A 20,056-nucleotide genomic window follows, 5' to 3' on the forward strand; every position below is an offset into this window, starting at 1 on the left:
GCGACGGCCTCAAGCCGCCGCGCTCTGCCGGAACTCGCGGGGCGACTGGCCGTACTGATCCCGAAAGGCCCGACTGAAATGGGCCGAGCCGTTGAAGCCCCAGCGGAAGCAGATTTCCGAGATCGACAGCCGGGCGTGCTGCGGGCTGGCCAGGTCGGTGCCGCAGCGCTCGAGCCGCCGCGTGCGCAGATAGTGGCTGAAGGTCTCGTCGGCGCTGGCGAACAGCTTCTGGACATAGCGGGGCGAGACCCCCTCCTCGTCGGCCACGCGGCGAAGCGACAGGTCCGGATCGGGCAACAGGGTCTCTATGGTCTGGCACAAGCGCTGCAGGTGAGCGGTCGGCGCGCCGGATCCCACGCCGTTCCCAAAGGCGTCGGCCTCGGCGCCGCCTTCGACCAGGCAGATGGCCAGAAATTCGGTCAGAGCCAATTCGACCGGCCGAAGCTGATCGATGGTCAGGTCTTCGAGGCCATCGGCCGTCGCGCGCAGCAAACCCGACAGGATGTGAGCCACGCCGGTCGCGCCCTGCAGCCGGCCGACCCGCAGGCTGACTGGAGCGATCAGCCGGTGATCCAGCGCCACGCGCGGCGCGCGGACGAACATCAACCGGCAGCGGGTCTCCAGCCGCAACGCCGCAGCCTGGCCGGTGGGGCCATAGGCGATGTCGCCCGGGACCATGGTCTCGGCCAGATCGTCGGTGACCAGGGTACCCTCGCCGCTCAGCAGCACCGCCAGCCAGACGGCCGCGGGCTGGCCAGTACGCCGGCCCGAGATTGCCTGGGCCCCGGCCTCGACCAGGGCGAATTCCAGGCCCAGGGGCGAGGTCTGGCAGATCACCGAAGCGCTGGCCGGCTCGGCGTCCGACAGACCCTCGATCGGCAGGCCCAGGCGGCTCATCGCCTCTCGCCAGGCCGCGGCCCGTTCGGCGCGGGGGTGGCTATCGGTGCTGAACGACCAGGCCTTCATGGCGCGTCCTTGCCCGTCTTCTTGGGAAAGATGTCGCGCGGGATGCGCACGTGGCAGCCTTGCTTGCCGTCGACCACCTGGGTGACGCCGAAGTCGGACGCTACGCTCATCAGCGAATAGGCGTCGTTTCTGGACAGGCCCACATGGTCGCTGAGCAAGGTCAGCATATTCAACGAAGCGTCACGCATGGCCACATTAAGATCTTCGTGGAAACCATGGACGATCCACCACTTTGGGGTCTCCAGGAGCGGTCCGGGGGATTCGAAATCCTTGCGCAGCACGATCTGCATCAGCACGTTCAGCGAGCTCTCGATCGCCGTGCCGGAAATCTCGCCGTCGCCCTGCGAAACATGGGGGTCGCCGATCGAGAACAGCCCGCCCTCGACCTGGACGGGGTAATACATCGTCGCCCCCGCCCCGATCCGCCAGTTGTCGATATTGCCGCCATGGGCGCCGGGCGGGATGGTGCTCACCCGGCCGTCGACGGCCGGCGCCACCCCGGCGGTGCCCAGGTGCGGCCGAGCCGCCACGCGCACCCCGTTTAGGGCCGGCCGGCGGTCGCATTCCGGGCAGCTGGTGATCGTGCCGGGGATCAGGTACGTGCCCGGAAAGTCGTATGCATAGAGGGCGCTGGCGGTGTTGGTGTTTTGATCGAGCTCATAGATCGTCACCCGCTCCTTCTCGCCGAATTCCTTGTAGAGGTAGCCCCAGTTGGCGGCGAGGTTTGAGCCGTAATTGTTGCGCGGGACCATGCGGAGGTAGCGCACCTCCAGCACATCACCGGGCTTGGCGTCCTCGACATGGATCGGGCCGGTCATGATGTGGACACCGGGATTGCGATCGGCCTCGGGAATCTCGGTGAAGATCCGCGTGACCGCTTCGTCCATCATCAGATGGGGCGCGTCGCCGGCGTGGTGAGTGATCGCCTCGGCGCTGACCAGGTCACCGCTCCTGATGCGCAGGGACGGCGCGATCGACGGATCGAAATAGCCCCAATGTACGCTCGAAGGCGTGGCGAGCAGCGTGTGCAGCGCCCCGGGCAGGACATCGGGGCGGGACTGACCGGGTTCGCAGATGAAGGGCATCGGGATATCTCCGGTCCTAGGCGGCGGGCGCCAGCGTGACCGAGGTCATGCTCAGCGAGCCATGCTCGATGTGGTCGGGGGCGAAGGTGGCGGTGTCGCCCGGCAGGCGCGCGCCCAGCACGTAGAGCAGCGGCCAGTAGTGGTCGGGGCTGGGCACGGACTTGGCCGCGTCCTGGCCCTGGGAGTCGTAGTTCACCGCCCGCTCGGGCGCGTCGTCGGCGACGGACTGCTTGATGTAGTCGTTGAACCGCCGCGACCAGTCATAGGGCGCGCAGTGGCGGTCGCCCCAGTTCATGGCCGGCAGGTTGTGAACGATATTGCCCGTGCCGATGATCAGCACGCCCTCGTCGCGCAGGGGGGCGAGGCGCTTGGCCAGCTCGAAGTGCCATTCCGGCGGCTTGCTGGCGTCCATGCTGAGCTGCACCACGGGCACGTCGGCGTCCGGGTAGACCTTGCTCAGCACCGACCATGTGCCGTGGTCCAGGCCCCAGGCCTGCTGATCCAGCACCACCGGCTGCGGGGCCAGAAGCTGCGCCACCCGCGCCGCCAGGTCCGGCGAACCCGGAGCCGGATACTGCACGTCAAACAAGGCCTTAGGAAAGGAAGCTCCGAAATCGTGGATGGTGCGCGGGGCGGTCATGCCCGTGACGCCGACACCTTGAGTCAGCCAATGGGCTGAGATGCAGAGGACAGCCTTGGGCTTGCCGAACGCCTCGCCCATGGCCTTCCAGGCCTGGGTAGTGTCGTTGGTCTCAAGCGCGATCATCGGGCTGCCGTGACCGAAGAACACGACGGGCATCCGGCTCATGCGGCCACCTCCGGCTGGGCGGCTCGCATCGCGGCCCAGGCCTTCTGGTAGCGGGGCGTCAGCCAGCGATTGAACTGCACCTGGGCGCCCTCCTGCCAGCTGTAGCGGCCCCGCACCGCGAACCGCGAGCGCAGGCCCTGCTGGACGAGGGCGTCGACATGCATGTCCTGGGCGATGATCTTCCCCGCCGAGGTCATGATCATCTCCAGCCGCTCCGCGAAGCCGGGACTCTCCATTGCGCCGGGAGCCACAAGGATGCCGGTGTCCTGCTCCATGGTCTCTGGACCGGTAGGCCGCAGGATCAGGTAGATGACCATGTCGCTGGTCATCACCAGCGACAGGGTGGGCGGAACGTTGGCGAAGGTGGCGCGGTTGCGGTCCTCGTCGGTCAGCTTGGGGAAGACCGGCAGCACCGCCTTCTGGGTCGGGTTGAAGCTGGCGTCGGCATGGGTGGTGCCGTTGTAACGCAGGAAGCCGGCGTCGCCCTCACCCGCTTCCGGAAAGCTGCACAGCTCGCTGGGAATGAAGTCGTGCAGCGGGCCGCGATGCAGCTTGTTGGCGTGGTACCCGTCGTTGTTGTTCTCGAACATCACCTTCCAGTTCCAGGCGAACTGGCCGGTCATCGGCGGGGTCAGGCCCTCGGCGTTGGCGAGATCAAAATTGGCGATTGCTGTCTCGACGGCGGTCAGACGCGGGGCCAGCGCCGGCGCTTCAGCGTCGAAATTAATGAAGATGAAGCCCAGCCAGATCTCGACCTTGAAGGTCGGCAACTGCACCGACCCCTTATCGAAATCGCAGGTGCGCTCCATAGCCGGGGCGTTCACCAGCTCGCCGTTCAGCGAATAGACCCAGTGATGATAGGGGCAGACGAAACCGCGGGTATTGCCCCGGCCTTCGGCCACCAGCATGGCGCGGTGCTGGCACACGGCCGACATCGCCCTGATCTCATCGGAGCGGTTGCGGGTCACGATGATCGGCTCGCCGATAATCGTGGTCGTGAAGTAGTCGCCCTGCGCCTTGACCCAGTCGACCCGGCCCACGCACAGCCATTCGTGATTGAACAACGCGTCCTTTTCGAACTCATAGAAGGCGGCGTCGGTATAGCAGGCCGGCGGCAGGGTCTCGGCCGAACCAACGTCGAGCATCGAACGCGACAGGCCGTTGAAAAAGCCGTCGTCCAGGTGTGTGGAGGCGGGCGGACTGGTGCCCATGATGCAAGCGCTCCCTTCGAGAGATTGTTACGAAGGCTAGGCCCGGCGCGCCCCAGGGTCTTGCACCAGCGCGCACGATAACTTGGCCGTCGCCTGACGCGCGGGCGGGTTCGCCGTCTTCCGGAGCGGAAATGAGCAAAACACGCGCAGCTTTCAGCGAAGAGAAATTGCCTGAGCGCGCACGGAAAGGGATCGGGCGCACTCAGGCAAGACGCGCCCTAGGACGACGCCTAGTGTCTGATCACGACACCCGCTCTAAGGATCGCCCCGTGGACATGACGCTCGCCGACGACCTCGTCTTTTCGGAACTGAAGCCTGGGTTTGGGGCCCAGATCCTCGGCGTCGACTTACCCACGGCCACGGACGAGAAGATCGACGCGGTGGTCGCCGCCTTCCACCGCCACGGCGCCATCGTGCTGCGCGATCAGACGATGACGCCAGACGATCTGATGCGATTCATCGGCCGGTTCGGCGAGGCCGAAGACCATACTCAGACCCGGTTCACCCTGCCCGGCTATCCGAAGATCTTCATCCTCAGCAACCGGCTCGTCGACGGCCAGCCGATCGGCGCCCACAATGACGGCGTCGGCTGGCACACCGACTACAGCTACAAGCCCGAGCCGGTGATGCTGACCATGCTGTATGCGGTGGAAGTGCCCGACGAAGGTTCCGACACCCTGCTAGCCGATGGCTGCGCGGCCTGGAACGCGCTGTCGGCGGAGAAGCAGGCCGAGCTGCTGCCGCTGAGCCTGCACCACAGCTACAAGCACTTCATGGCCACCCGGCAGTTTGGCCAGCAGCAGACCTTGTCGCAGGAGCTTGAGGCGGCCAATCCCGACGTCGAGCACCCGCTGATCCGCACCCACCCCGCCGACGGCCGCAAGGCGCTGTGGCCGTCGACCGGAACCGTCACCGAGGTTATCGGCAAACCCGGTTCCGAGGGCCTGGCCCTTATCGACGAGTTGGTGGAGTTCATGACCGGCGACGACTTTGTCTACCGCCACAAGTGGCGGGCTGGCGACCTATTGATGTGGGACAACCGCTGCACCCTGCATACCGGCACGCTCTATGACGACACCCAGTACTTCCGGACCATGCACCGCCTGTGGGTGAAGGGCGACAAGCCAGTCTAGGCTCCAGATCACTTTCGGATTCAACTAAAAATCCGCTTCCCCGGCGAAGGCCGGGGCCCAGATGAAACCCACGAGCCGCTCTGGGTGAACCTGCGTCCCGACCTTGGCCGGGAAGACGGATGCGAGTGATGCTTGATTGGAACGACACATGACCAAAACCTGGTTGATCACCGGCGTCTCCGGAGGCCTCGGGCGCGAGATCGCCCTGGCGGCGCTGGCGCGCGGCGACACCGTGGTCGGCACGGTGCGCAAGGCCAGGGACGCCGACGCTTTCGAGCTGCTGGGCGGCCACGCCCTGGTGCTCGACGTCACCGACGAGGCCGCCGTGAAGGCCGGCGTCGCGCAAGCTGCGGCGCTCACGGGCCAGATCGACATCCTGGTCAACAACGCCGGCTACGGCCTGGTCGGGGCGGTGGAAGAGGCCTCGCTGGACGAGGTTCGCGCCCAGTTTGAAACCAACCTCATCGGGCCCTTGGCGATGCTGAAGGCCGTGCTACCGGCCATGCGGGCCCGTCGCGCAGGGCGGATTATCAACATCACCTCTGTGTCAGGGCTGGCGGTCTGGGCCGGCACTGGCGTCTATTGCGCCAGCAAGTGGGCGCTGGAGGGCCTGACCCAGACCCTGGCCGCCGAGGTTTCCGAGTTGGGGATCAAGGTCACCAACGTCGCCCCGGGCGGCCTGCGCACTCGCTTCTCGACGGGCTCCAAGGCGATCGTCGCGATCAAGCTCGCCGACTATGACGGCCTGGCCCGCGACGCCGAGCGGATCATGGCCGACCATGCCGGCCACGAACCGGGCGACCCGGCCAAGGCGGCCCAGGCCGTCCTGACCATCGCCGACGCCGACGCTCCGCCCCTGCACTTGCTGCTGGGCGGGGATGCGCTGACCTATGCCGGCTACGCCGCCGCCGACCTGCAGGCCGATATCGACGCCTGGAAAAACCTCACCCTGTCGATCGGCTTTGACGACGCCCCCGCCTGACGGAACCGACCATGACCAATACCCTGATCTTCGTCGACCTTGCCTCCGAAGACCCCGACGCCGCTGGCAAGTTCTACGCCGAGGTGTTCGGCTGGGAGAACGACGCCCGGCCCCAGGGCGAATACCACCGCATGGTGCCCGGCGGCTTCTTCAAGAAGCCCGATGGGACCGACAGCGAGATCGGCAACCTGCACCTGGGAATCTTCAAGTCCGCCAACGCCCGGCCCCATCCCGAGCCCGCAGGCGTCGCGCCGCGCCACCTGGCGACCGACGGCCGCAAGCCGCGCATCTGGGTGCTGATCGGCGACGACGACACGCCCGAGCGCATCCTCGACACCGCCGTCAAGCTGGGCGCGACCGAGCTGTGGCGCGACCACTACTGGTCGGAGTTCAACGGCTACAACCACGCCTTCCGCGACCCTTGGGGCAACGAGATCCTGCTGTGGGGCAAGGCGGGTCCCAGCCCGGTCATCCCGGAAAGCGTCACGCGGGAATAAGGGTCACGGCTCCAAATCGGCTTCGAACAAGCCCTCGATTTCCTGCGCGCCGTGAACGACCCGAACGATCTGGGCGCCGTCGCCTCGAAGGCGGTAGAGGGCGAGATAGCCGCCAATCACGAGCATGCGGGCGTCCGGAGCGATCTCCGGGCGCGCGGGACCTAGACGAGGATGGTCGCCCAGGGCGTTGCATCGATCGACGATCCTATCGATCAGCAGGTCGGCGGCCGCCGGACTGTCCAGAGCAATCTGCAACCAGATGTCGTCGAGATCGATCTTGGCCCGATGTGTCTGCGTGACCCGCCCCATGGCTAGGCCTTGCGAACTTCCAGCGTCGCCAAGCGCGCGCGGCCGCGTTGCTTGATGTCCTCAGCGTGGAGCGCCGCATCCTCGTTACCGTCAACACCTTCCACCCAAAGGCGGCGCAGACCCTCGACAGCCGCCGCACGGCTCTGGCGAACCTGTTTCCAGGCGCGCAGGGCGTCGCGGATCACTTCGCTGGTCGAGGCATATTCGCCGGTGGAGACCGCCTGCCGAATATCGGCTGTCAGCTCGGGCGTCAGAGCGATGCTGAGCTTTTCGACAGCGGCCATCTGGCGCTCCCATTTTGGTACGACCCAGTCGTACCACAGGCAGGCCTACGCGTCATCGCGATCTTTCAGAACGGCTTGTCGCCCGCCACCGTCACCCGGTACCCCGTGCGCGTATCCGGAAAATAGTCCCAGATCGCCTGGTGCCAAGTGCAGCGATTGTCCCAGAAGGCCACCGAGTTCTTCTTCCAACGGAAGCGCACCTGGAAGTCGGGGTTGCCGGCGTGCTGGTACAGATAGGCCAGGATCGCGGTGCTCTCGGCCTTGGGCAGGCCTATGATCTTGGTCGTGTAGGATGGATTGACGAACAGGCTCTTGCGACCGCTCACCGGGTGGGTGCGCACGATCGGGTGCACCGAGCAATTATATTTGCGGTCGATGTCCGGGAAGATCGCCTTGTAGACCAGATTGGCGTCGTGCTCGGCCGACAGCCCTTCCAGATAGGCCTTCATCTTGTCCGACAGGGTCTCATAGGCCGCGTACATGCTGGCGAAACAGGTGTCGCCGCCTTCGTCGGGCAGGACCTTGATATGCAAGATGCTGCCTAACGGTGGTTCGGGGTCGCAGGTCAGGTCGGAATGCCAGCTCTCGCCAGCCACGAATTTGGAATCAGCGTCAGCGTGGATGGCGACGATCTCGGGGTGGTCGGGCAGGCCCGGCACGCCCGAATGGATGGCCAGGTTTCCGAACTTGCGGCCGAACGCCTTGTGGGCCTCGTGATCCATCTCCTGGTCACGAAAGAAGATCACCTGATACTGGGTCAGGGCCTGGTGCACCTCCTCGAACTGGCGGTTCGACAGGGGTTGGCTGAGGTCGACGCCGAAGATTTCCGCGCCGATCCGGCGGGTCATCGGCTTCACGTCGAGGACGTCGTAGGTCATGAGCCGGGCTCCCTAAGCGTTAAGAAAGCCGCCGCGCACATAGACGAGCGGGGCCTTGGTTTCGTCGGCTATGACGCGCAGGACGCGGCCGACCAGGATTACGTGATCACCGCCGTCATGGGCGTCGTGCAGATCGCATTCGATGACCGCCGCGCAGCCGGCCAGCACCGGCGCGCCGCAGACCCCCGCCTCGACAGCGGTCAGGGCAAAGCGGTCGTCGCAGCCGAACTTGGCGAAGGCGTAGGCCAAAGGCCCCTGGTCGGCGGCTAGGATGTTGACGCAGAACACCTCCGTCGCGCTGACCGCCGCCAGGGTGCGGCTGTCGCGCTTCAGACAGACCAGCACCAGGGGCGGGTTCAGCGACAGGGCGCTGAAGGCGCTGACCGTGGTGCCGACCAGCCGCTCGTCCTGGCAGGTGGTGACCACCGTCACCCCGGCCGCGAAACTGCCCATCGCCTTGCGGAAATCGGCGAGTTCCGGCGGCGGGATCTCTTGCAAGGCGCCCTTTTTCCTCAAGACGCCCATCAGTCGTTTCCGAACGGGTTGTCGGGATAGACCGCCGAGGCCGGACGCTTCGCGCCCTCAGCGGGGCTGGCCCGGCCGCACACCGCCAGAGCGGTCAGGGCATAGACCAAAGCGCTGTCGACCAGATCCTGCGGCGTCGGCCGCCAGCGGCGAAAGCCCGTGGTGATGGCCGGAATGCGGTGCATGTTGAAGACGTTGTGATCGCGCCACATGCTCGAATAGACCGGATTGGCCAGGGCGACAGGATGGCCGAGGCTGAGCTTGGTGGCGTCGTCCACGGCGGCGACCAGGGGCGCCACCTCGCGGGCGTCGGCCTCGAATCCGTGGCGCACGACCACCGGCTCGATGTCGATGCGGCCCAGGCCGTTGTCGCGGACCATGGCCTCCAGCGAATGCTGGATGTCGGCCACGCGCTGCTTCGGGTTCAAACCCACCTCCAGATAGAGGTTCACCAGCTCGGTGCCTGCCCCGAAGGCGAACGGGATGCCGCCGCGGATCGCCGCGATCTGCGACTTGGGATTGGCCACGCCGCCGGGGCTGACATACTGGCTCGCCCTCTCCCATTCGCCGCTCCAGGCGTGGATGGCGTCGGTCAGCTTGCCGATCTTGTAGATCGGGTTGGGGTGCTGGGCCGAGGTCTCCGGATGGTCGAGCAGCGGGGTGAAGACGCCGTCGCCCCAGACCTGGAACCGGAAGACGGCATAGCCGCAACCCACCCAGGTCAGGCCAAAGTCGCAGCCCTCGGCGGCGATGGCGTAGTCGGGGGCGACGCCCCCGTGGTGGAACAGGTAGTGGGCCCCGATGTCCTTGCCCATATAGGCGACACCGCGGTGCTCCTCGATCGGCTCGGGGCCGATCTCGCCGGGACAGGCCGTAAGATAAAGTTTGCCGGCCAGCTCGTAGCCGGCGGTCTTCAGCGCCTTGGCGGCGATCATGAAGCAGCTCATCGGGCCGCGGTCATTGGCGATCGGGTATCCATAGAGCTTGCCGTCCTCCAGCCAGCACTTTTCCCATTCGGGATTGGCCAGGGTCTCGGGGCTGTACTTGTAGGCGTCCAGATCGGGGTTCCAGGTCGGCGCCTCGGTGTCGAGGTGGGCGGTAAACAGCAGGTTCTTGCCCCCCACGGTATTGGGACCCTTGCCGCCATACGTGCCGATGATGTTGGGCCGCTCCGGCGTGGCCCCGACCTTGCGCGGCGAAAAGCCCTCGCGCGCCATCCAGTCGTAGACGTAGTTGGCGACCTCCAGCTCCTTGCCCGACGGCGCGGGAATGTTGCCCAGGGTCAGGGCCAACTCGACGATCTCGTCCTGGCTGATCGCGGCGGCGATCGCGACGCGGTCGGCTTCGGTGACTTGGTAGGGCGCGCTGGCGCCCATCTGCGAAAATCCGTCAGCCATGCTCAAGCAGCCCCTTTCCAGGCGAGCTCGATCGCCGCCGTATCGGTCAGGATCGCGCTGTTCAGCTCCATCACCTTCAACGACGCCTCATGGATGTCCGCCTCGTAGGCGGCGCAGGCGTCGGTGGCGACGAAGACGTGGTAGTCGAGGCTGAAGGCGTCGCGCACGGTGCTGTCGATGCAGCACTCGGTGGTCAGGCCGGCCACCACCAACGTATCAACATCAAGCTTGGTCAGCTGGACGTCGAGATCTGTGCCGGCGAAGCCGCTGTATCGGGTCTTGGGCACCACCAATTCGCCCGGCAGCGGCTTGGGACCGTAGAACTCCGACCCCACCTCGCCGGCCCGGCAAAGGGCCGCGTCGATGTTCGGATCGCCCCCGCGCCGGCGCATGCGCTCGTTCCAGGCGGCGGAGTCGGTCTCCGGCGTGGTGTGCAGGCCGATGAACACCACCGGCACGCCGGCCGCGCGGGCGTCAGTCGCCAGCTTCTCGGCGGCCGCCAAGGCGGGCTCTACCACGCTCATGTCAATGAAGCCGCCCAGCGCGCCCTCGGGCGAGGCGAAGTCCACCTGCATGTCGATGATCAGCACCGCCGTGCGGCCCGGGGCGATCCAGCCCGCCAGGTCGTCGCCTTCTTTCGCGTTGGGCGTCTCGGTCACGGCGCTCACGGCGTTCACGAATACACCGACCGCAGGCTCGGTAGGATGTCGGCGCCGAACATCGTCAGGCCCTCGACATAGTCGGGGAAGATCAGCATCAGCCCGTCGAGCTCGCAGTAGGTAACAAACTCCTCGACCTGTGCCGCGCAGGAGGCCGGCGTGCCGACCACGGTCTGGGTCATGAAAGCGCCCTGCTGGGCGGCCACCGAATCCAGCTTCTCGGCCGGCACGCCCCAACTGGCCAGCATGGCCAGGATCGCGCCCAAGTCGGCGCCGTCCTTGTAGTGGTCGACCAGGCCTTGCGCCTTGGCGTCGGTTTCGCCGTGGACGATGGTGCACATGGCGTAGGTCTTGATGGTCTTGCCCATCTCTTCGGCCGCCCGCTTGGCGCGCAGCGAGGCGTCGCGGCGCTCGTCGGGCGTGCGGCCGCCGATGAAGCAGGCGTCGGCCTCGCGCACCGAGAACTGGAAGCCCCGATCGGACATGCCTGCGCAGATGATCTCCGGGCGCGGCTTGGACAGCGGCTTGGGCTTGGACTGGCAGTCCTTCATCGTGAAGAATTTGCCGGCGAAATCGACGCTGTCCTCGGCCCACAGGCGCTTAACCACCGTGGTCCATTCCTCGGTCAGGGCGTAGCGGTCGTCGTGGGACAGGCTATCGTCCCAAGCGCCCATCTGGTCGAACTCGCCCTTGTAGGCGCCCGCCACGATGTTGAGGCCCGCCCGGCCGCCGCTGATGTGATCGAGGGTCGCGATCATCTTGGCTGCGACCGCCGGGTTCTGCAGCAGCGGATGGATGGTGGCCCAGATGCGGACGTTCTTGGTGGCCTCGGCGATGCCGGCCATCATGGTGACGGACTCCAGGGCCGTGCCCCAATGGTCGGTCTCGCCGCCAAAGCCGCGGAACTTGCCCATCGACATCACGAAGTCCATGCCGACCTGATCGGCGGTCACCGCTGCGGCCTTGTTCTGCTGGTAGAGGCCGTCGAGGGTCGGCGTGGTCTTGGAGATGATCCAGCCGCCATTGGCGACCGGCAGGAAGACCCCGAAGTCCTTGTGCTTGGATGGGCTGTGGAACATGGGTTCCTCCTTAGGCGGCGTCTTGAAGCATACTGGGGACCGGTTCGGCGACCAGCTCTTGGGCGATGGCCTTGCGCGGTGGCCGCATGAACAGCGCCGCGATGAAGATTACGCCGATTATCGCCGCGCACACCTGGAAGGTTGGGACGAAGCTGCCCAGGCGGTCGCGCATCACGCCGCCGACCACCGGCCCCAGGGCGGAGACCGCGCCGATCAGGCAGACTAGGGAGAAGATCTCCAGGTTGTTCTTGCGACCATAATAGTTGAGCAGAAGGATGCTGACCGCCAGCACCGTCAGGCCAAACCCGACCCCAACCCCGACGGCGAACAGCATCATCAGCGGCCAGGTGGTGGCGTGGGCCAGGGCCAGCAGGCCGACGGCCATCATCCCTTGGGCGCCGGCCAGCAGCCAGCGCGGATCGACCCGGTCGCCCAGCAAGCCGCCGCCCATCCGGGCCACCACCTGCATCAGGGATTCCAGGCTGATGGCGGCCACCGCCACGGCCGAGACCACGCCCAGTTCGCTGAAATGGGTCGGCGCCAGGCTGACGGCGGTCACCCCACCCAGCAGGTGGGCGAAATAGGCGGCCAGGATCACGTAGAACTGCGGTGTGGCGATCGCCTCCTTCACCGACCAGTCCGTGGCGGTGCGGTAGACCTTGGCGTTGACGGGGGCGGCCTGGATGTCTTCGGCCACGGCCTTGTCGGTGACGACCGCCGCGGCCTCGAGCCAGGCCTGGCCACCGACCAAGGCCGCGCACAGGGCGCCGACCACCACCGAAGCGACGGCCTGGGCCCACCAGTAGGGACGCCAGCCGCCATGGGCCAGGTTCATGCCTTCCACCGCCATCCAAGGGCCGACGACGCCGCCCAGCGAACCGATGGTGAAATAGATTCCGAATGGCAGGGCGCGCTTCTTGAACAGCATCGACAGCACGTGGGTACCGGGGATCAGGGCCATCATCTGGTAGCCCACGCCCAACAGCGCCGTGCCGACAAGATAAACGGTCAGGCCCGGTGAGGCGGCGAGGCAGGCAAATCCCGCCACCATTACCGCCGAGCCGGCGATGATGGTGCCACGCACCCCGATCTTGCGGATCAGCATGGCCGGCAGCTTGGACGAGGCCCCGCAGAACGCGCCGAGGAAGGTGAATCCCAGGAAGGCGGGACCAAAGCCCCAGCCCTGCTCCTTGATCATCGCCGGCAGCACGACCCCCAGCGACGAAAAGGTCGAGGCGGTGATCAGGAACAGCAGCAGGCTCAGCGCGCCGAGCAGCAGCCAGGACCTCCACGGGATCGTCGTCGACATGGGCGTGCGAGCCTCCATGCTTAAGCGAGTCCCCGCCGCCCGATCGAGGCGGCGGGGAAAGTGGGAACTAGAACTTGCGGGCCAGGGTCACGCGCCACTCTCGGCCCTTGCTGGGCAGCGCGCCGAGGTTGGCGTAGCTGTCGGCGTCGGGCGTGAAGTAGAGCTTGTCGAACAGGTTATCGATGTTGCCTGTCACCGTGTACGGACCATATTCGTAATAGGCCGAGGCGCTGGCGACGTAATAGGCCGGATAGGTCACGGCGTTCCGCACTGTGCCGGCCGTCTTGGTCACATGGGTGACGCCCAACGTGCCGCCGACCTTGCCCCAGTCGTAGTCGTCGCTGGTATAGGCGCCGTACAGGCTGACCACCGATTTCGGGATCAGGGTGTAGTCATAGTCCCCGCCCCGGCCGGGCAGACCGCTCGGCCCGCCAAAGCTCCAGACCACATAGGTACCGCCGAACGCCTGCGACCCTGGGACACCGGCGGTATAGGCCGGGATATACTGGAACGAGGTGTCCGGCCCCTTTACCGTGGTGTGCTGGCTGTTGCCCGAGAAGGTGAAGCTGAAGTTCTCGCTGGCCAGCCAGCGGACTTCCAGCTCGACGCCCTTGGCGCGGGTGCCGGTCGGAGTGCCGCTGATGCCGGTCAGTTGGGTGCGGTTCTGGCGATAGCCGGCCAGCGACCCGACCAGGGTGCCCTGGAACCACTGGAACTTCACGCCGGCCTCGGCGAGGTCGCTATCCGACAGCCAGGCGTCGCTGGGATCGGCCACCAGGCTTGCGGCCACGTCGCCCGCCTGGCTCATCTCCAGGGCCGAGGCCTTGGCGTAGGTGATGTAGGGCATCAGGCCGGCCGGCAGCTTGTAGGTGGCGCTGGCGGTATAGGTGCCCTTGCCCTTGCTGGCCTTCTGCTCGCCCGACGCCTGGTAGCTAAGCACGCCAGTGTCGTGCGAGGTGACGTCGTAGTCGTCATAGCGACCACCCAGCATCAGGTTCAGCTTGTCGCCGATCAGGATGTCGGTGGTGAAGAACACGCCCTGCTGGGTCCAGTCGGTCTTGTTGTCGTTCTCCCAGGCCAAGCCCAGCACGCCCGCGCCGGTCTCGGTGGTGAACGGGCTGTCGATGATGTCGGCGGCCGTGGCGCCGTGGGCGATGTCGCGACGATCGAGGGCGATCACGCCGCTGTTGTAGCTCTCGCGCCGACGGCCCGAGAAGTCGCGGTATGAGGCGCCGATGAACGACTTGGCCTTCACCAGGCCGTCCATGAAGTCGTTGGCGAAGTTGTAGGTCAGGCGAGCTTCCCAGACCTGGCTGTCGACCCAGGAAGGGTAGCCATAGGAAACGAAGCGTTTGTTCTCTTGGTCGTCATAGAACAGCTGCGCCTTGATCGCGCTGGTCGGCGATAGGTCCTTGGCGAGGTCGAAATATAGGGTGTTGGTGTCAGTCTTCGAAAAGTCAGCCGGGCTGATATAGACCGTGCGCGGTGACAGCTTGGTCGTGCCCAGGCCGGTGTCCAGGATATGCGCGGCGTTGGTGTTATAGAAGTTGTAATAGGGGATGTAGAGCGGGTTGAAGGTGGGGTCGTAATAGTAGGGGTTGGCGCTGTTGCAGCTGATTTCGTTCAGGGTCATTCGGCCGTTGCCGTCGCTATCCTTCAGCGTGGTGTCGCGGCCCGTCGTGTAGGTCTGATTGTTGATCAGGTTCTGGGTCAGGCGGTTCCAGCCAGCGGTCTGCACGTCGCCGTCGGAATGGTACTTCATGCCGCCAAAGGCCGTGCTCCAGCCGTTACCCAGCTCGAAGTCGGCCGAGATTTCGCCGGTCTGGCGGCGCGGATAGATGCCCTTGTAGAAGCTGTGGCTGTCCTCGACCTCGCCATAAGCATAGACGCCGCCGGTCACCGGGCCGAAGTTCACCGGCAGGCCAAGCTGGGCGGTGGCGTTCTTCTTGTTGTACGAGCCGTAGGTCGCCGTGACCTCGGCGGTCGGTTCGCTCAGATAGCCGCCCTCATTCTTCCCGGACTTTGGGATGAAGTTGAGCATGCCGCCCACCTTGCCCGAGCCATAGATCGGGGTGGGCGGACCGCGGACGATCTGGATCTGGTCGGCCGCGCCGATCGGTGTCGAATAGGTGCCGCGGTTTTCGATGCGCTTGAAGCCGCGGAAATAGTTCTCGGCCAGAGTGCCGCGGATGTTGAGTGCGCCCGGCACGCCGTAGAAGCTGGCGGTGTAGGCGCCGGGCGAGACCTTGGTCAGGCCGTCGATGGTCTGGATGCCATAGCGCTGCAGCGTGGTGTCGCTGACGAAGCTGGCCGAGCGCGGGGTCTCCAGCAACGGCTTGTCCAGACCAAAGACCGTATTGTTGGGTCTGGTTTCCAGCAGACCGGCCTTGTCGCGCGCCTTGACGATGATCTCATCGACCGAGGTCGAGGGATCAGCCGGAGCGGTGTCCGCTGCGAAGGCATGGCTCGACGCGGCCACGGTCGAGAGGGCGAGCAGCACAGCGGCGGAAGATCCCGCCATCAAAAGCCGTTGGTTCGACATGACGTCCTCGTTCAAGGCGGTCGCGCCCATCACCCGCGGTGATATCCCCAGGACGACGCCTCTTGAGACCCAGCATCATCCCTCCTCGCCGTTCTGGCCGGATCGTCCTCTGACATTTTGAAGGAAATGTCCTTGTCGCTCGGTTCTTGCCCAGTCGATGGGGTGTTGCGCACGGCGAAGGTCAAGATACTTGATCCTCCGCGCACAAGGGGCCGCCAAAAGCGATCGCTGACTTACCCGCTTTAGCAAGAGGGCGATGTCGCCGCACACGGAACGTTCGGCCGACAATGATGCGTGGCGCCACACCGTCGCGAAACTTTGACAAAAATAGACGGCACTTGATCGTCACGGCCGCGTTCTGGTTAAGACGGGGTGTGTGGTTCGCCGCCAAGTTCTTCAGACCCCAAGCAACAGGATCTCGCCCATGAAAACCCTGCTCGGCGCCACTGCGGCGCTCGCCTTGCTCACTGGGGCGACAAGCGCCCACGCCGCTCGCGACTATGTCTGGGCCGCCGGCTCATCGACCGTGTTCCCGTTCTCCACCCGCACCGCCGAGAACTTCGCCAAGAAGACCGGCAAAAAAGCGCCCAAGGTCGAAAGCCTGGGCACCGGCGGCGGCATCAAGATGTTCTGCGGCGGCATGGGCGAAAAGTTCCCCGACATCGCCAACGCCTCGCGCCCGATGAAGAAGTCCGAATTCGCCGCCTGCAAGGCCGCCGGCGTCAACAACATCGTCGAGCTCAAGATCGGTTTCGACGGCATCGTCGTGGCCATGGACAAGCAAGCCCCCGACTACAATTTCAAGGTCGAGCACCTGTATCTGGGCCTGGCCCAAAACGCCCTGCGCGGCGGCCAATTCGTGGCCAATCCCTACAAGTCCTGGAAAGACATCGGCGCGGGCCTGCCGGCCAACCGCATCTTGGTCTACGGCCCGCCGCCCACCTCGGGCACCCGCGACGCCTTCGTGGAACTAGCCATCGAAAACGGCGCCAAGGCGTTCCCGACCGCCAAGAAACTGCATGACGCCGACGAAAAGGCCTTCAAGGCCAAGGTCGACCCGCTGCGCACCGACGGCCCCTGGGTGGATGCCGGCGAGAACGACAACGCCATTGTCGGCACCATCGAGAAGACCCCGGGCGCGCTAGGCGTCTTCGGCTACAGCTTCCTCGAAGAAAACGCCAACCGCATCAAGGCCGCCAGCGTCAACGGCGTGAAGCCCTCGGCACAGACGATCGCCAGCGGCCAGTACCCGCTGGCGCGCTCGCTCTACGTCTACGTCAAGAAGGACCAGGTGGGCGTGACCCCAGGCCTGAAGGAATTCATCGCTGAATTGGTCTCCGACTCCGCCAGTGGCCGGGGCGGCTACCTGCAGGGCCGCGGTCTGATCCCCCTACCCCCGGCCCAGCACGAAGCCCAGAAAGCCGCCGCCGGCAAGCTGACGCCGATGGCCGCGCCGAGGTCGTAAGGCTTTCGTTCAAGAACACGGAAACGGCCCCGGAGCGATCCGGGGCCGTTTTTCATTGCGCATGACCAGCGCGAATTAGTTCGTAGGCTGCTCGGAAGGCGCCCGCGACGTCATACCTGCGGCGGCGGCGTCATCAGCCATCTGGGCGTCGACCGGGGCGGCGGGAAGACCGGCGGTCGCCTGGGCCGGAACGGTCGCCACCGGCGGCGGCTCAGCGTGCGGAGCGGTGGTCACCGGCAGGGGGCGAGCGGCCGCTGCAGCAGCATCGCCGGCCTCCGTGCGGATTTCGGTCGGCCCATCTTCATAGCCGCCATCCATATTCATGGAACTGGCCATCAGCAGTACGCCGGCCGTGGCCACGGCCCCGACCAAGGCTCCCAGAAGAATCCATCCGAACGGGTTGCTCTTGCGTTCGGTCTTGGCCATCCGGGTCTTTCCTCTGATCTGCGGCCCCGCCTAGGAGCCGACCCAACGCCGGACAGGTCCGACGTCGAGGTGGACGAATTTACTGTCGGGGTAATAACCCACACCGCCCCGTCCGAGATCCAAGGCCGCGGCCCGAACGCGATCCAAAGCGACGTCCTCCAGATAGATATCAATCGCCTTGCCGTCCATGTGCAGGCTGCGTTTGGCGACCTCACCGCTGCGTTCATGCAACATGGCGTTGGTCTTGGGGGACCGGTAACCCGAGATGACCTGGTAGTGGGCCTTGGTATTGGTCTTCTGGGCGACATCGGCCAGGGTGTCGAACAGGCGGGGGTTCATCGGGTGGACGTCGCCGGTGCGATAGTCGCGCAGCACCTTGTCCAGGGCCTCGACGGCGTCGGGCACGTACTCGCCCTTTTCGAAATAGACCGCCTCGAGTTTTTCCTCAGTGTGAATGTTGCGCAACTTCAGCCAGCGTTGCGCATTTGAAGGAGGACCATAGGACGCGGCCGGAGCCGGCGCGACGTCAGCCAGACCCTCGGGCGGCAAGCCCTCGGACATTTGCGACTGGCGCATCAGCAAGTCGCCGATCAAATCAGCGGCAGAAAGTTTGGCTTGGGCGAACGCCGCCATTGGCCCGACCGCGCTCGCGCCGAGCACACCGAAACCAAGCCCCAAAAGCTTGCGTCGATCGATCATGGTACGCTTCCCCGGACTGACCCTGCGAGATTGCCGGAAGGCTGGATCCCCGCACTTGGCGATCCTCAAGCAGACATTAGAACGCACGAGTCCTTTCGGAACTGAAAAGGCTCGTGACGGGGAAGAGGCCCTAAGCGCGCCCTGGGGTCAAGCTGAGCCGGTTCCGGATGCGGCAATACGCTGCACCAGCACCCTATCCCAGCCATAGGGATCATCGCGGAAGTTTACTTGCCCGTCTGGCGTCACATAGGCCGTCCAGTAGAGCAGAAATACGGCGATTGGTTGAGCTAGGGGCGCGCGGACGGTCTTGCCGGCCGCGATAGTCGCGTCGACCACCTCAGGACTCCAGGCCGGATCACTGCCCAGCAGCTGTTTGGCCAGAGGGATCGGCTTCTCCAGACGCACGCACCCGTGGCTGGCCAAACGGCTGAAGCTTGAGAACCGCGCGCGGCTGGGGGTGTCGTGCAGGTAGACGCCGTAAGGGTTGGCGAAGTCGAATTTTACCAGGCCCAAAGCCGCCTTGGGGCCGGCCTTCTGCTGCAGGCGCGAGCCGCCGTCGCCGGTGGGAATGACAATGAAGTCGTTGTTGGCGAAATAGCTCGGGTTGGCCCGCTGCTTGGGCCATAGCTCCTTAGTGGCGATCGAGGACGGCACGTTCCAGGGCGGGTTCAGCACGATGGAGGTGACGGTCGAGGACAGCATTGGCGTCTCGTCGCCTGGACGGCCGGTCACCGCGCGCATGGTCAGGGTCGGGGCGTCGTCATGGAAGACGCTCATCACCGCAGCTGCGATATTGACCTGGATCCGGTCGGCCGGCAGTTGCTGCGGCAGCCAGCGCCAGCGTTCCATATTGGCCAGGATCTGATCGATCCGGCGCTCAACGGGTAGGTTCAGCGCCGCCAGCGTTGCAGGGCCGAGGCCGCCATCGGGGTTGAGGCCAAAGCGCTTCTGGGCGCGCATCAGCGCCTGTTGCAAAGCCTCGTCGAACACCGGGGCCGAGTCGACGGCTATGGTCGAGTCTTCAACGGCCAGCCGGGCCTCCAGCGCGGCGATGCGCGGATCGTTGGTCGCCCCCAGCTTCAGCGGCGCGCCCCCGGGAACCATCCCCCAACCGCCTCGCATGGCGATCTCGCGATAGGTCACCAGGCCTTTACGCAGGGTCTGATAGCCAGTGTAGGGCGGCGGCAGGCCATCGAGCCACGGACCCAGGCGATCCTGCGCGGCGGCCAGGACGAAGTCCGCACCGGGATCGTACGGCAAGGGACGCAGGCCCCAGTTATTCAGGAACGCCTCGGGCGCCAACCGGCCGGAGTGCACGGCGCGGGCATAGCGCAGGGTCAGAGCGATCAACTGGGTCTGGCCGACCTGGCGCGTGCCGGTATCCCGCGCGCCCAGCATCGGCACGATGGAGTCCGACGAGAAGGCGGTGGGTTCGAAACCATGGCTTGGCGCCTGGGCCAGGGTCCGCACCAGCATATCGGCTTGATCGGGCCGTAAGACCACGCTGGTCGGAACAGGCGCGAAGCTCAACGGCTGTGGCGGCCCTAGAACGAGCGGCGCGTTCTGAACCTGGGCGCCGACCGCGCCAAGCGTCATGAAGGAAAGCGCGCCGCCAAGCAGTGCGTCACGTTTGGTCCAGGTCTTGATCACCGTCAAAAGGTCTCGCCGCACGCTCGTACGCGGCCAGTCCGCGTACACTCAAATGGCCGTCACGTCGCTCGCGCGTCAACGCAAGTAGCGCGGAAGGCGAACGGTTCAAACCGCTTAAGGTTCTTTATTTTCGTTGCGGAACCTAACGGCCA

At 65.6% G+C, this 20,056-nt stretch carries 20 protein-coding genes; 4 read left to right on the forward strand and 16 right to left on the reverse strand.

The features are described from left to right. Positions 1–9: 9 nt before the first annotated feature. The 4 genes from ACP694_RS08970 to ACP694_RS08985 are packed head-to-tail and all read right to left on the reverse strand — an operon-like array spanning position 10 to position 4,070. Positions 10–966, reverse strand: coding sequence for a helix-turn-helix domain-containing protein (locus ACP694_RS08970; RefSeq protein ID WP_426011776.1), 957 nt, complete (start codon positions 964–966; stop codon positions 10–12). Further along, positions 963–2,051 (reverse strand): acetamidase/formamidase family protein, encoded by a 1,089-nt coding sequence (locus ACP694_RS08975; RefSeq protein ID WP_426011777.1) that lies wholly within the window; start codon positions 2,049–2,051, stop codon positions 963–965. The genes ACP694_RS08970 and ACP694_RS08975 overlap by 4 nt, the downstream gene beginning before the upstream one ends. 16 nt (positions 2,052–2,067) lie before the next feature. Beyond that, complete coding sequence (gene ygiD, locus ACP694_RS08980) at positions 2,068–2,859, reverse strand: 4,5-DOPA dioxygenase extradiol (RefSeq protein WP_426011778.1); 792 nt, start codon at positions 2,857–2,859, stop codon at positions 2,068–2,070. Beyond that, a complete protein-coding gene (locus ACP694_RS08985; protein ID WP_426011779.1) occupies positions 2,856–4,070 on the reverse strand; it encodes an aromatic ring-hydroxylating oxygenase subunit alpha in 1,215 nt (404 codons plus the stop codon). The genes ygiD and ACP694_RS08985 overlap by 4 nt, the downstream gene beginning before the upstream one ends. Before the next feature lie 275 nt (positions 4,071–4,345). Here ACP694_RS08985 and ACP694_RS08990 point away from each other — a divergent pair, with 275 nt between their 5' ends. The 3 genes from ACP694_RS08990 (at position 4,346) to ACP694_RS09000 (ending at position 6,682) form a co-directional block, all read left to right on the forward strand. Next, the gene (locus ACP694_RS08990) at positions 4,346–5,203 is read left to right on the forward strand and encodes a TauD/TfdA dioxygenase family protein (protein ID WP_426011780.1); all 858 of its coding nucleotides are present in this window, start codon (positions 4,346–4,348) and stop codon (positions 5,201–5,203) included. A 148-nt stretch (positions 5,204–5,351) separates the two neighbouring features. Next, complete coding sequence (locus tag ACP694_RS08995; protein ID WP_426011781.1) at positions 5,352–6,185, forward strand: oxidoreductase; 834 nt, start codon at positions 5,352–5,354, stop codon at positions 6,183–6,185. Between the two features lie 11 nt (positions 6,186–6,196). Beyond that, entirely contained in the window at positions 6,197–6,682 is a 486-nt protein-coding gene (locus tag ACP694_RS09000) for a VOC family protein (RefSeq protein WP_426011782.1), read from the forward strand. Positions 6,683–6,685: 3 nt separating this feature from the next. Here the strand turns inward: ACP694_RS09000 and ACP694_RS09005 are convergent, their stop codons facing one another. The 9 genes from ACP694_RS09005 to ACP694_RS09045 all read right to left on the reverse strand — a co-directional run bounded on the left by ACP694_RS09005 (position 6,686) and on the right by ACP694_RS09045 (position 15,664). After that, entirely contained in the window at positions 6,686–6,991 is a 306-nt protein-coding gene (locus tag ACP694_RS09005) for a type II toxin-antitoxin system RelE/ParE family toxin (RefSeq protein WP_426011783.1), read from the reverse strand. A gap of 2 nt (positions 6,992–6,993) precedes the next feature. After that, the gene (locus ACP694_RS09010) at positions 6,994–7,275 is read right to left on the reverse strand and encodes a type II toxin-antitoxin system ParD family antitoxin (protein WP_426011784.1); all 282 of its coding nucleotides are present in this window, start codon (positions 7,273–7,275) and stop codon (positions 6,994–6,996) included. 65 nt (positions 7,276–7,340) lie between these two features. Beyond that, positions 7,341–8,153 carry a TauD/TfdA dioxygenase family protein gene (locus ACP694_RS09015; protein WP_426011785.1) on the reverse strand — a complete coding sequence of 271 codons (813 nt, stop codon included), beginning with the start codon at positions 8,151–8,153 and terminating at the stop codon, positions 7,341–7,343. Between the two features lie 12 nt (positions 8,154–8,165). After that, entirely contained in the window at positions 8,166–8,678 is a 513-nt protein-coding gene (locus ACP694_RS09020; RefSeq protein WP_426011786.1) for a flavin reductase family protein, read from the reverse strand. Then, positions 8,678–10,075: a peptidase M20 gene (locus ACP694_RS09025; RefSeq protein WP_426011787.1), complete on the reverse strand. Its 1,398-nt coding sequence runs from the start codon at positions 10,073–10,075 to the stop codon at positions 8,678–8,680. Before ACP694_RS09025 ends, ACP694_RS09020 begins: the two co-directional genes overlap by 1 nt. Positions 10,076–10,077: 2 nt before the next feature. Further along, the gene (locus ACP694_RS09030) at positions 10,078–10,743 is read right to left on the reverse strand and encodes a cysteine hydrolase family protein (protein ID WP_426011846.1); all 666 of its coding nucleotides are present in this window, start codon (positions 10,741–10,743) and stop codon (positions 10,078–10,080) included. Between the two features lie 5 nt (positions 10,744–10,748). Next, on the reverse strand, positions 10,749–11,813 hold the full coding sequence (locus ACP694_RS09035) for an LLM class flavin-dependent oxidoreductase (RefSeq protein WP_426011788.1): 1,065 nt from the start codon (positions 11,811–11,813) through the stop codon (positions 10,749–10,751). A gap of 10 nt (positions 11,814–11,823) precedes the next feature. Next, positions 11,824–13,122, reverse strand: a complete 1,299-nt coding sequence (locus ACP694_RS09040) for a CynX/NimT family MFS transporter (RefSeq protein ID WP_426011789.1) — start codon at positions 13,120–13,122, stop codon at positions 11,824–11,826. 67 nt (positions 13,123–13,189) lie between these two features. Next, positions 13,190–15,664 carry a TonB-dependent siderophore receptor gene (locus ACP694_RS09045; RefSeq protein ID WP_426011847.1) on the reverse strand — a complete coding sequence of 825 codons (2,475 nt, stop codon included), beginning with the start codon at positions 15,662–15,664 and terminating at the stop codon, positions 13,190–13,192. Between the two features lie 424 nt (positions 15,665–16,088). Here ACP694_RS09045 and ACP694_RS09050 point away from each other — a divergent pair, with 424 nt between their 5' ends. Further along, entirely contained in the window at positions 16,089–17,129 is a 1,041-nt protein-coding gene (locus ACP694_RS09050; protein WP_426011790.1) for a substrate-binding domain-containing protein, read from the forward strand. A 75-nt stretch (positions 17,130–17,204) separates the two neighbouring features. Here the strand turns inward: ACP694_RS09050 and ACP694_RS09055 are convergent, their stop codons facing one another. The 3 genes from ACP694_RS09055 to ACP694_RS09065 form a co-directional block, all read right to left on the reverse strand. Beyond that, complete coding sequence (locus ACP694_RS09055; protein ID WP_426011791.1) at positions 17,205–17,555, reverse strand: hypothetical protein; 351 nt, start codon at positions 17,553–17,555, stop codon at positions 17,205–17,207. A gap of 30 nt (positions 17,556–17,585) precedes the next feature. Then, the gene (locus ACP694_RS09060) at positions 17,586–18,254 is read right to left on the reverse strand and encodes a DUF882 domain-containing protein (protein WP_426011792.1); all 669 of its coding nucleotides are present in this window, start codon (positions 18,252–18,254) and stop codon (positions 17,586–17,588) included. A 147-nt stretch (positions 18,255–18,401) separates the two neighbouring features. Then, on the reverse strand, positions 18,402–19,850 hold the full coding sequence (locus ACP694_RS09065) for a L,D-transpeptidase family protein (RefSeq protein WP_426011793.1): 1,449 nt from the start codon (positions 19,848–19,850) through the stop codon (positions 18,402–18,404). Between the last annotated feature and the right edge of the window lie 206 nt (positions 19,851–20,056).

Origin of the sequence: Caulobacter sp. DWR2-3-1b2 (genome assembly GCF_049896345.1) — a bacterium.
In the GTDB taxonomy this organism is placed as follows: Bacteria; Pseudomonadota; Alphaproteobacteria; order Caulobacterales; family Caulobacteraceae; genus Caulobacter.

Excerpts from the sequence above, each read along its gene's own strand:
- ACP694_RS09000 (WP_426011782.1), top strand. The coding sequence starts at position 6,197 with ATGACCAATACCCTGATCTTCGTCGACCTTGCCTCCGAAGACCCCGAC.
- ACP694_RS09050 (WP_426011790.1), top strand. The coding sequence starts at position 16,089 with ATGAAAACCCTGCTCGGCGCCACTGCGGCGCTCGCCTTGCTCACTGGG.
- ACP694_RS09020 (WP_426011786.1), bottom strand. The coding sequence starts at position 8,678 with ATGGGCGTCTTGAGGAAAAAGGGCGCCTTGCAAGAGATCCCGCCGCCG.
- ACP694_RS09045 (WP_426011847.1), bottom strand. The coding sequence starts at position 15,664 with ATGTCGAACCAACGGCTTTTGATGGCGGGATCTTCCGCCGCTGTGCTG.
- ACP694_RS08990 (WP_426011780.1), top strand. The coding sequence starts at position 4,346 with ATGACGCTCGCCGACGACCTCGTCTTTTCGGAACTGAAGCCTGGGTTT.
- ACP694_RS09040 (WP_426011789.1), bottom strand. The coding sequence starts at position 13,122 with ATGTCGACGACGATCCCGTGGAGGTCCTGGCTGCTGCTCGGCGCGCTG.
- ACP694_RS08970 (WP_426011776.1), bottom strand. The coding sequence starts at position 966 with ATGAAGGCCTGGTCGTTCAGCACCGATAGCCACCCCCGCGCCGAACGG.
- ACP694_RS09055 (WP_426011791.1), bottom strand. The coding sequence starts at position 17,555 with ATGGCCAAGACCGAACGCAAGAGCAACCCGTTCGGATGGATTCTTCTG.
- ACP694_RS09005 (WP_426011783.1), bottom strand. The coding sequence starts at position 6,991 with ATGGGGCGGGTCACGCAGACACATCGGGCCAAGATCGATCTCGACGAC.
- ACP694_RS09010 (WP_426011784.1), bottom strand. The coding sequence starts at position 7,275 with ATGGCCGCTGTCGAAAAGCTCAGCATCGCTCTGACGCCCGAGCTGACA.
- ACP694_RS09035 (WP_426011788.1), bottom strand. The coding sequence starts at position 11,813 with ATGTTCCACAGCCCATCCAAGCACAAGGACTTCGGGGTCTTCCTGCCG.
- ACP694_RS08995 (WP_426011781.1), top strand. The coding sequence starts at position 5,352 with ATGACCAAAACCTGGTTGATCACCGGCGTCTCCGGAGGCCTCGGGCGC.
- ygiD (WP_426011778.1), bottom strand. The coding sequence starts at position 2,859 with ATGAGCCGGATGCCCGTCGTGTTCTTCGGTCACGGCAGCCCGATGATC.
- ACP694_RS09015 (WP_426011785.1), bottom strand. The coding sequence starts at position 8,153 with ATGACCTACGACGTCCTCGACGTGAAGCCGATGACCCGCCGGATCGGC.
- ACP694_RS09065 (WP_426011793.1), bottom strand. The coding sequence starts at position 19,850 with ATGACGCTTGGCGCGGTCGGCGCCCAGGTTCAGAACGCGCCGCTCGTT.
- ACP694_RS08975 (WP_426011777.1), bottom strand. The coding sequence starts at position 2,051 with ATGCCCTTCATCTGCGAACCCGGTCAGTCCCGCCCCGATGTCCTGCCC.
- ACP694_RS09060 (WP_426011792.1), bottom strand. The coding sequence starts at position 18,254 with ATGATCGATCGACGCAAGCTTTTGGGGCTTGGTTTCGGTGTGCTCGGC.
- ACP694_RS09025 (WP_426011787.1), bottom strand. The coding sequence starts at position 10,075 with ATGGCTGACGGATTTTCGCAGATGGGCGCCAGCGCGCCCTACCAAGTC.
- ACP694_RS08985 (WP_426011779.1), bottom strand. The coding sequence starts at position 4,070 with ATGGGCACCAGTCCGCCCGCCTCCACACACCTGGACGACGGCTTTTTC.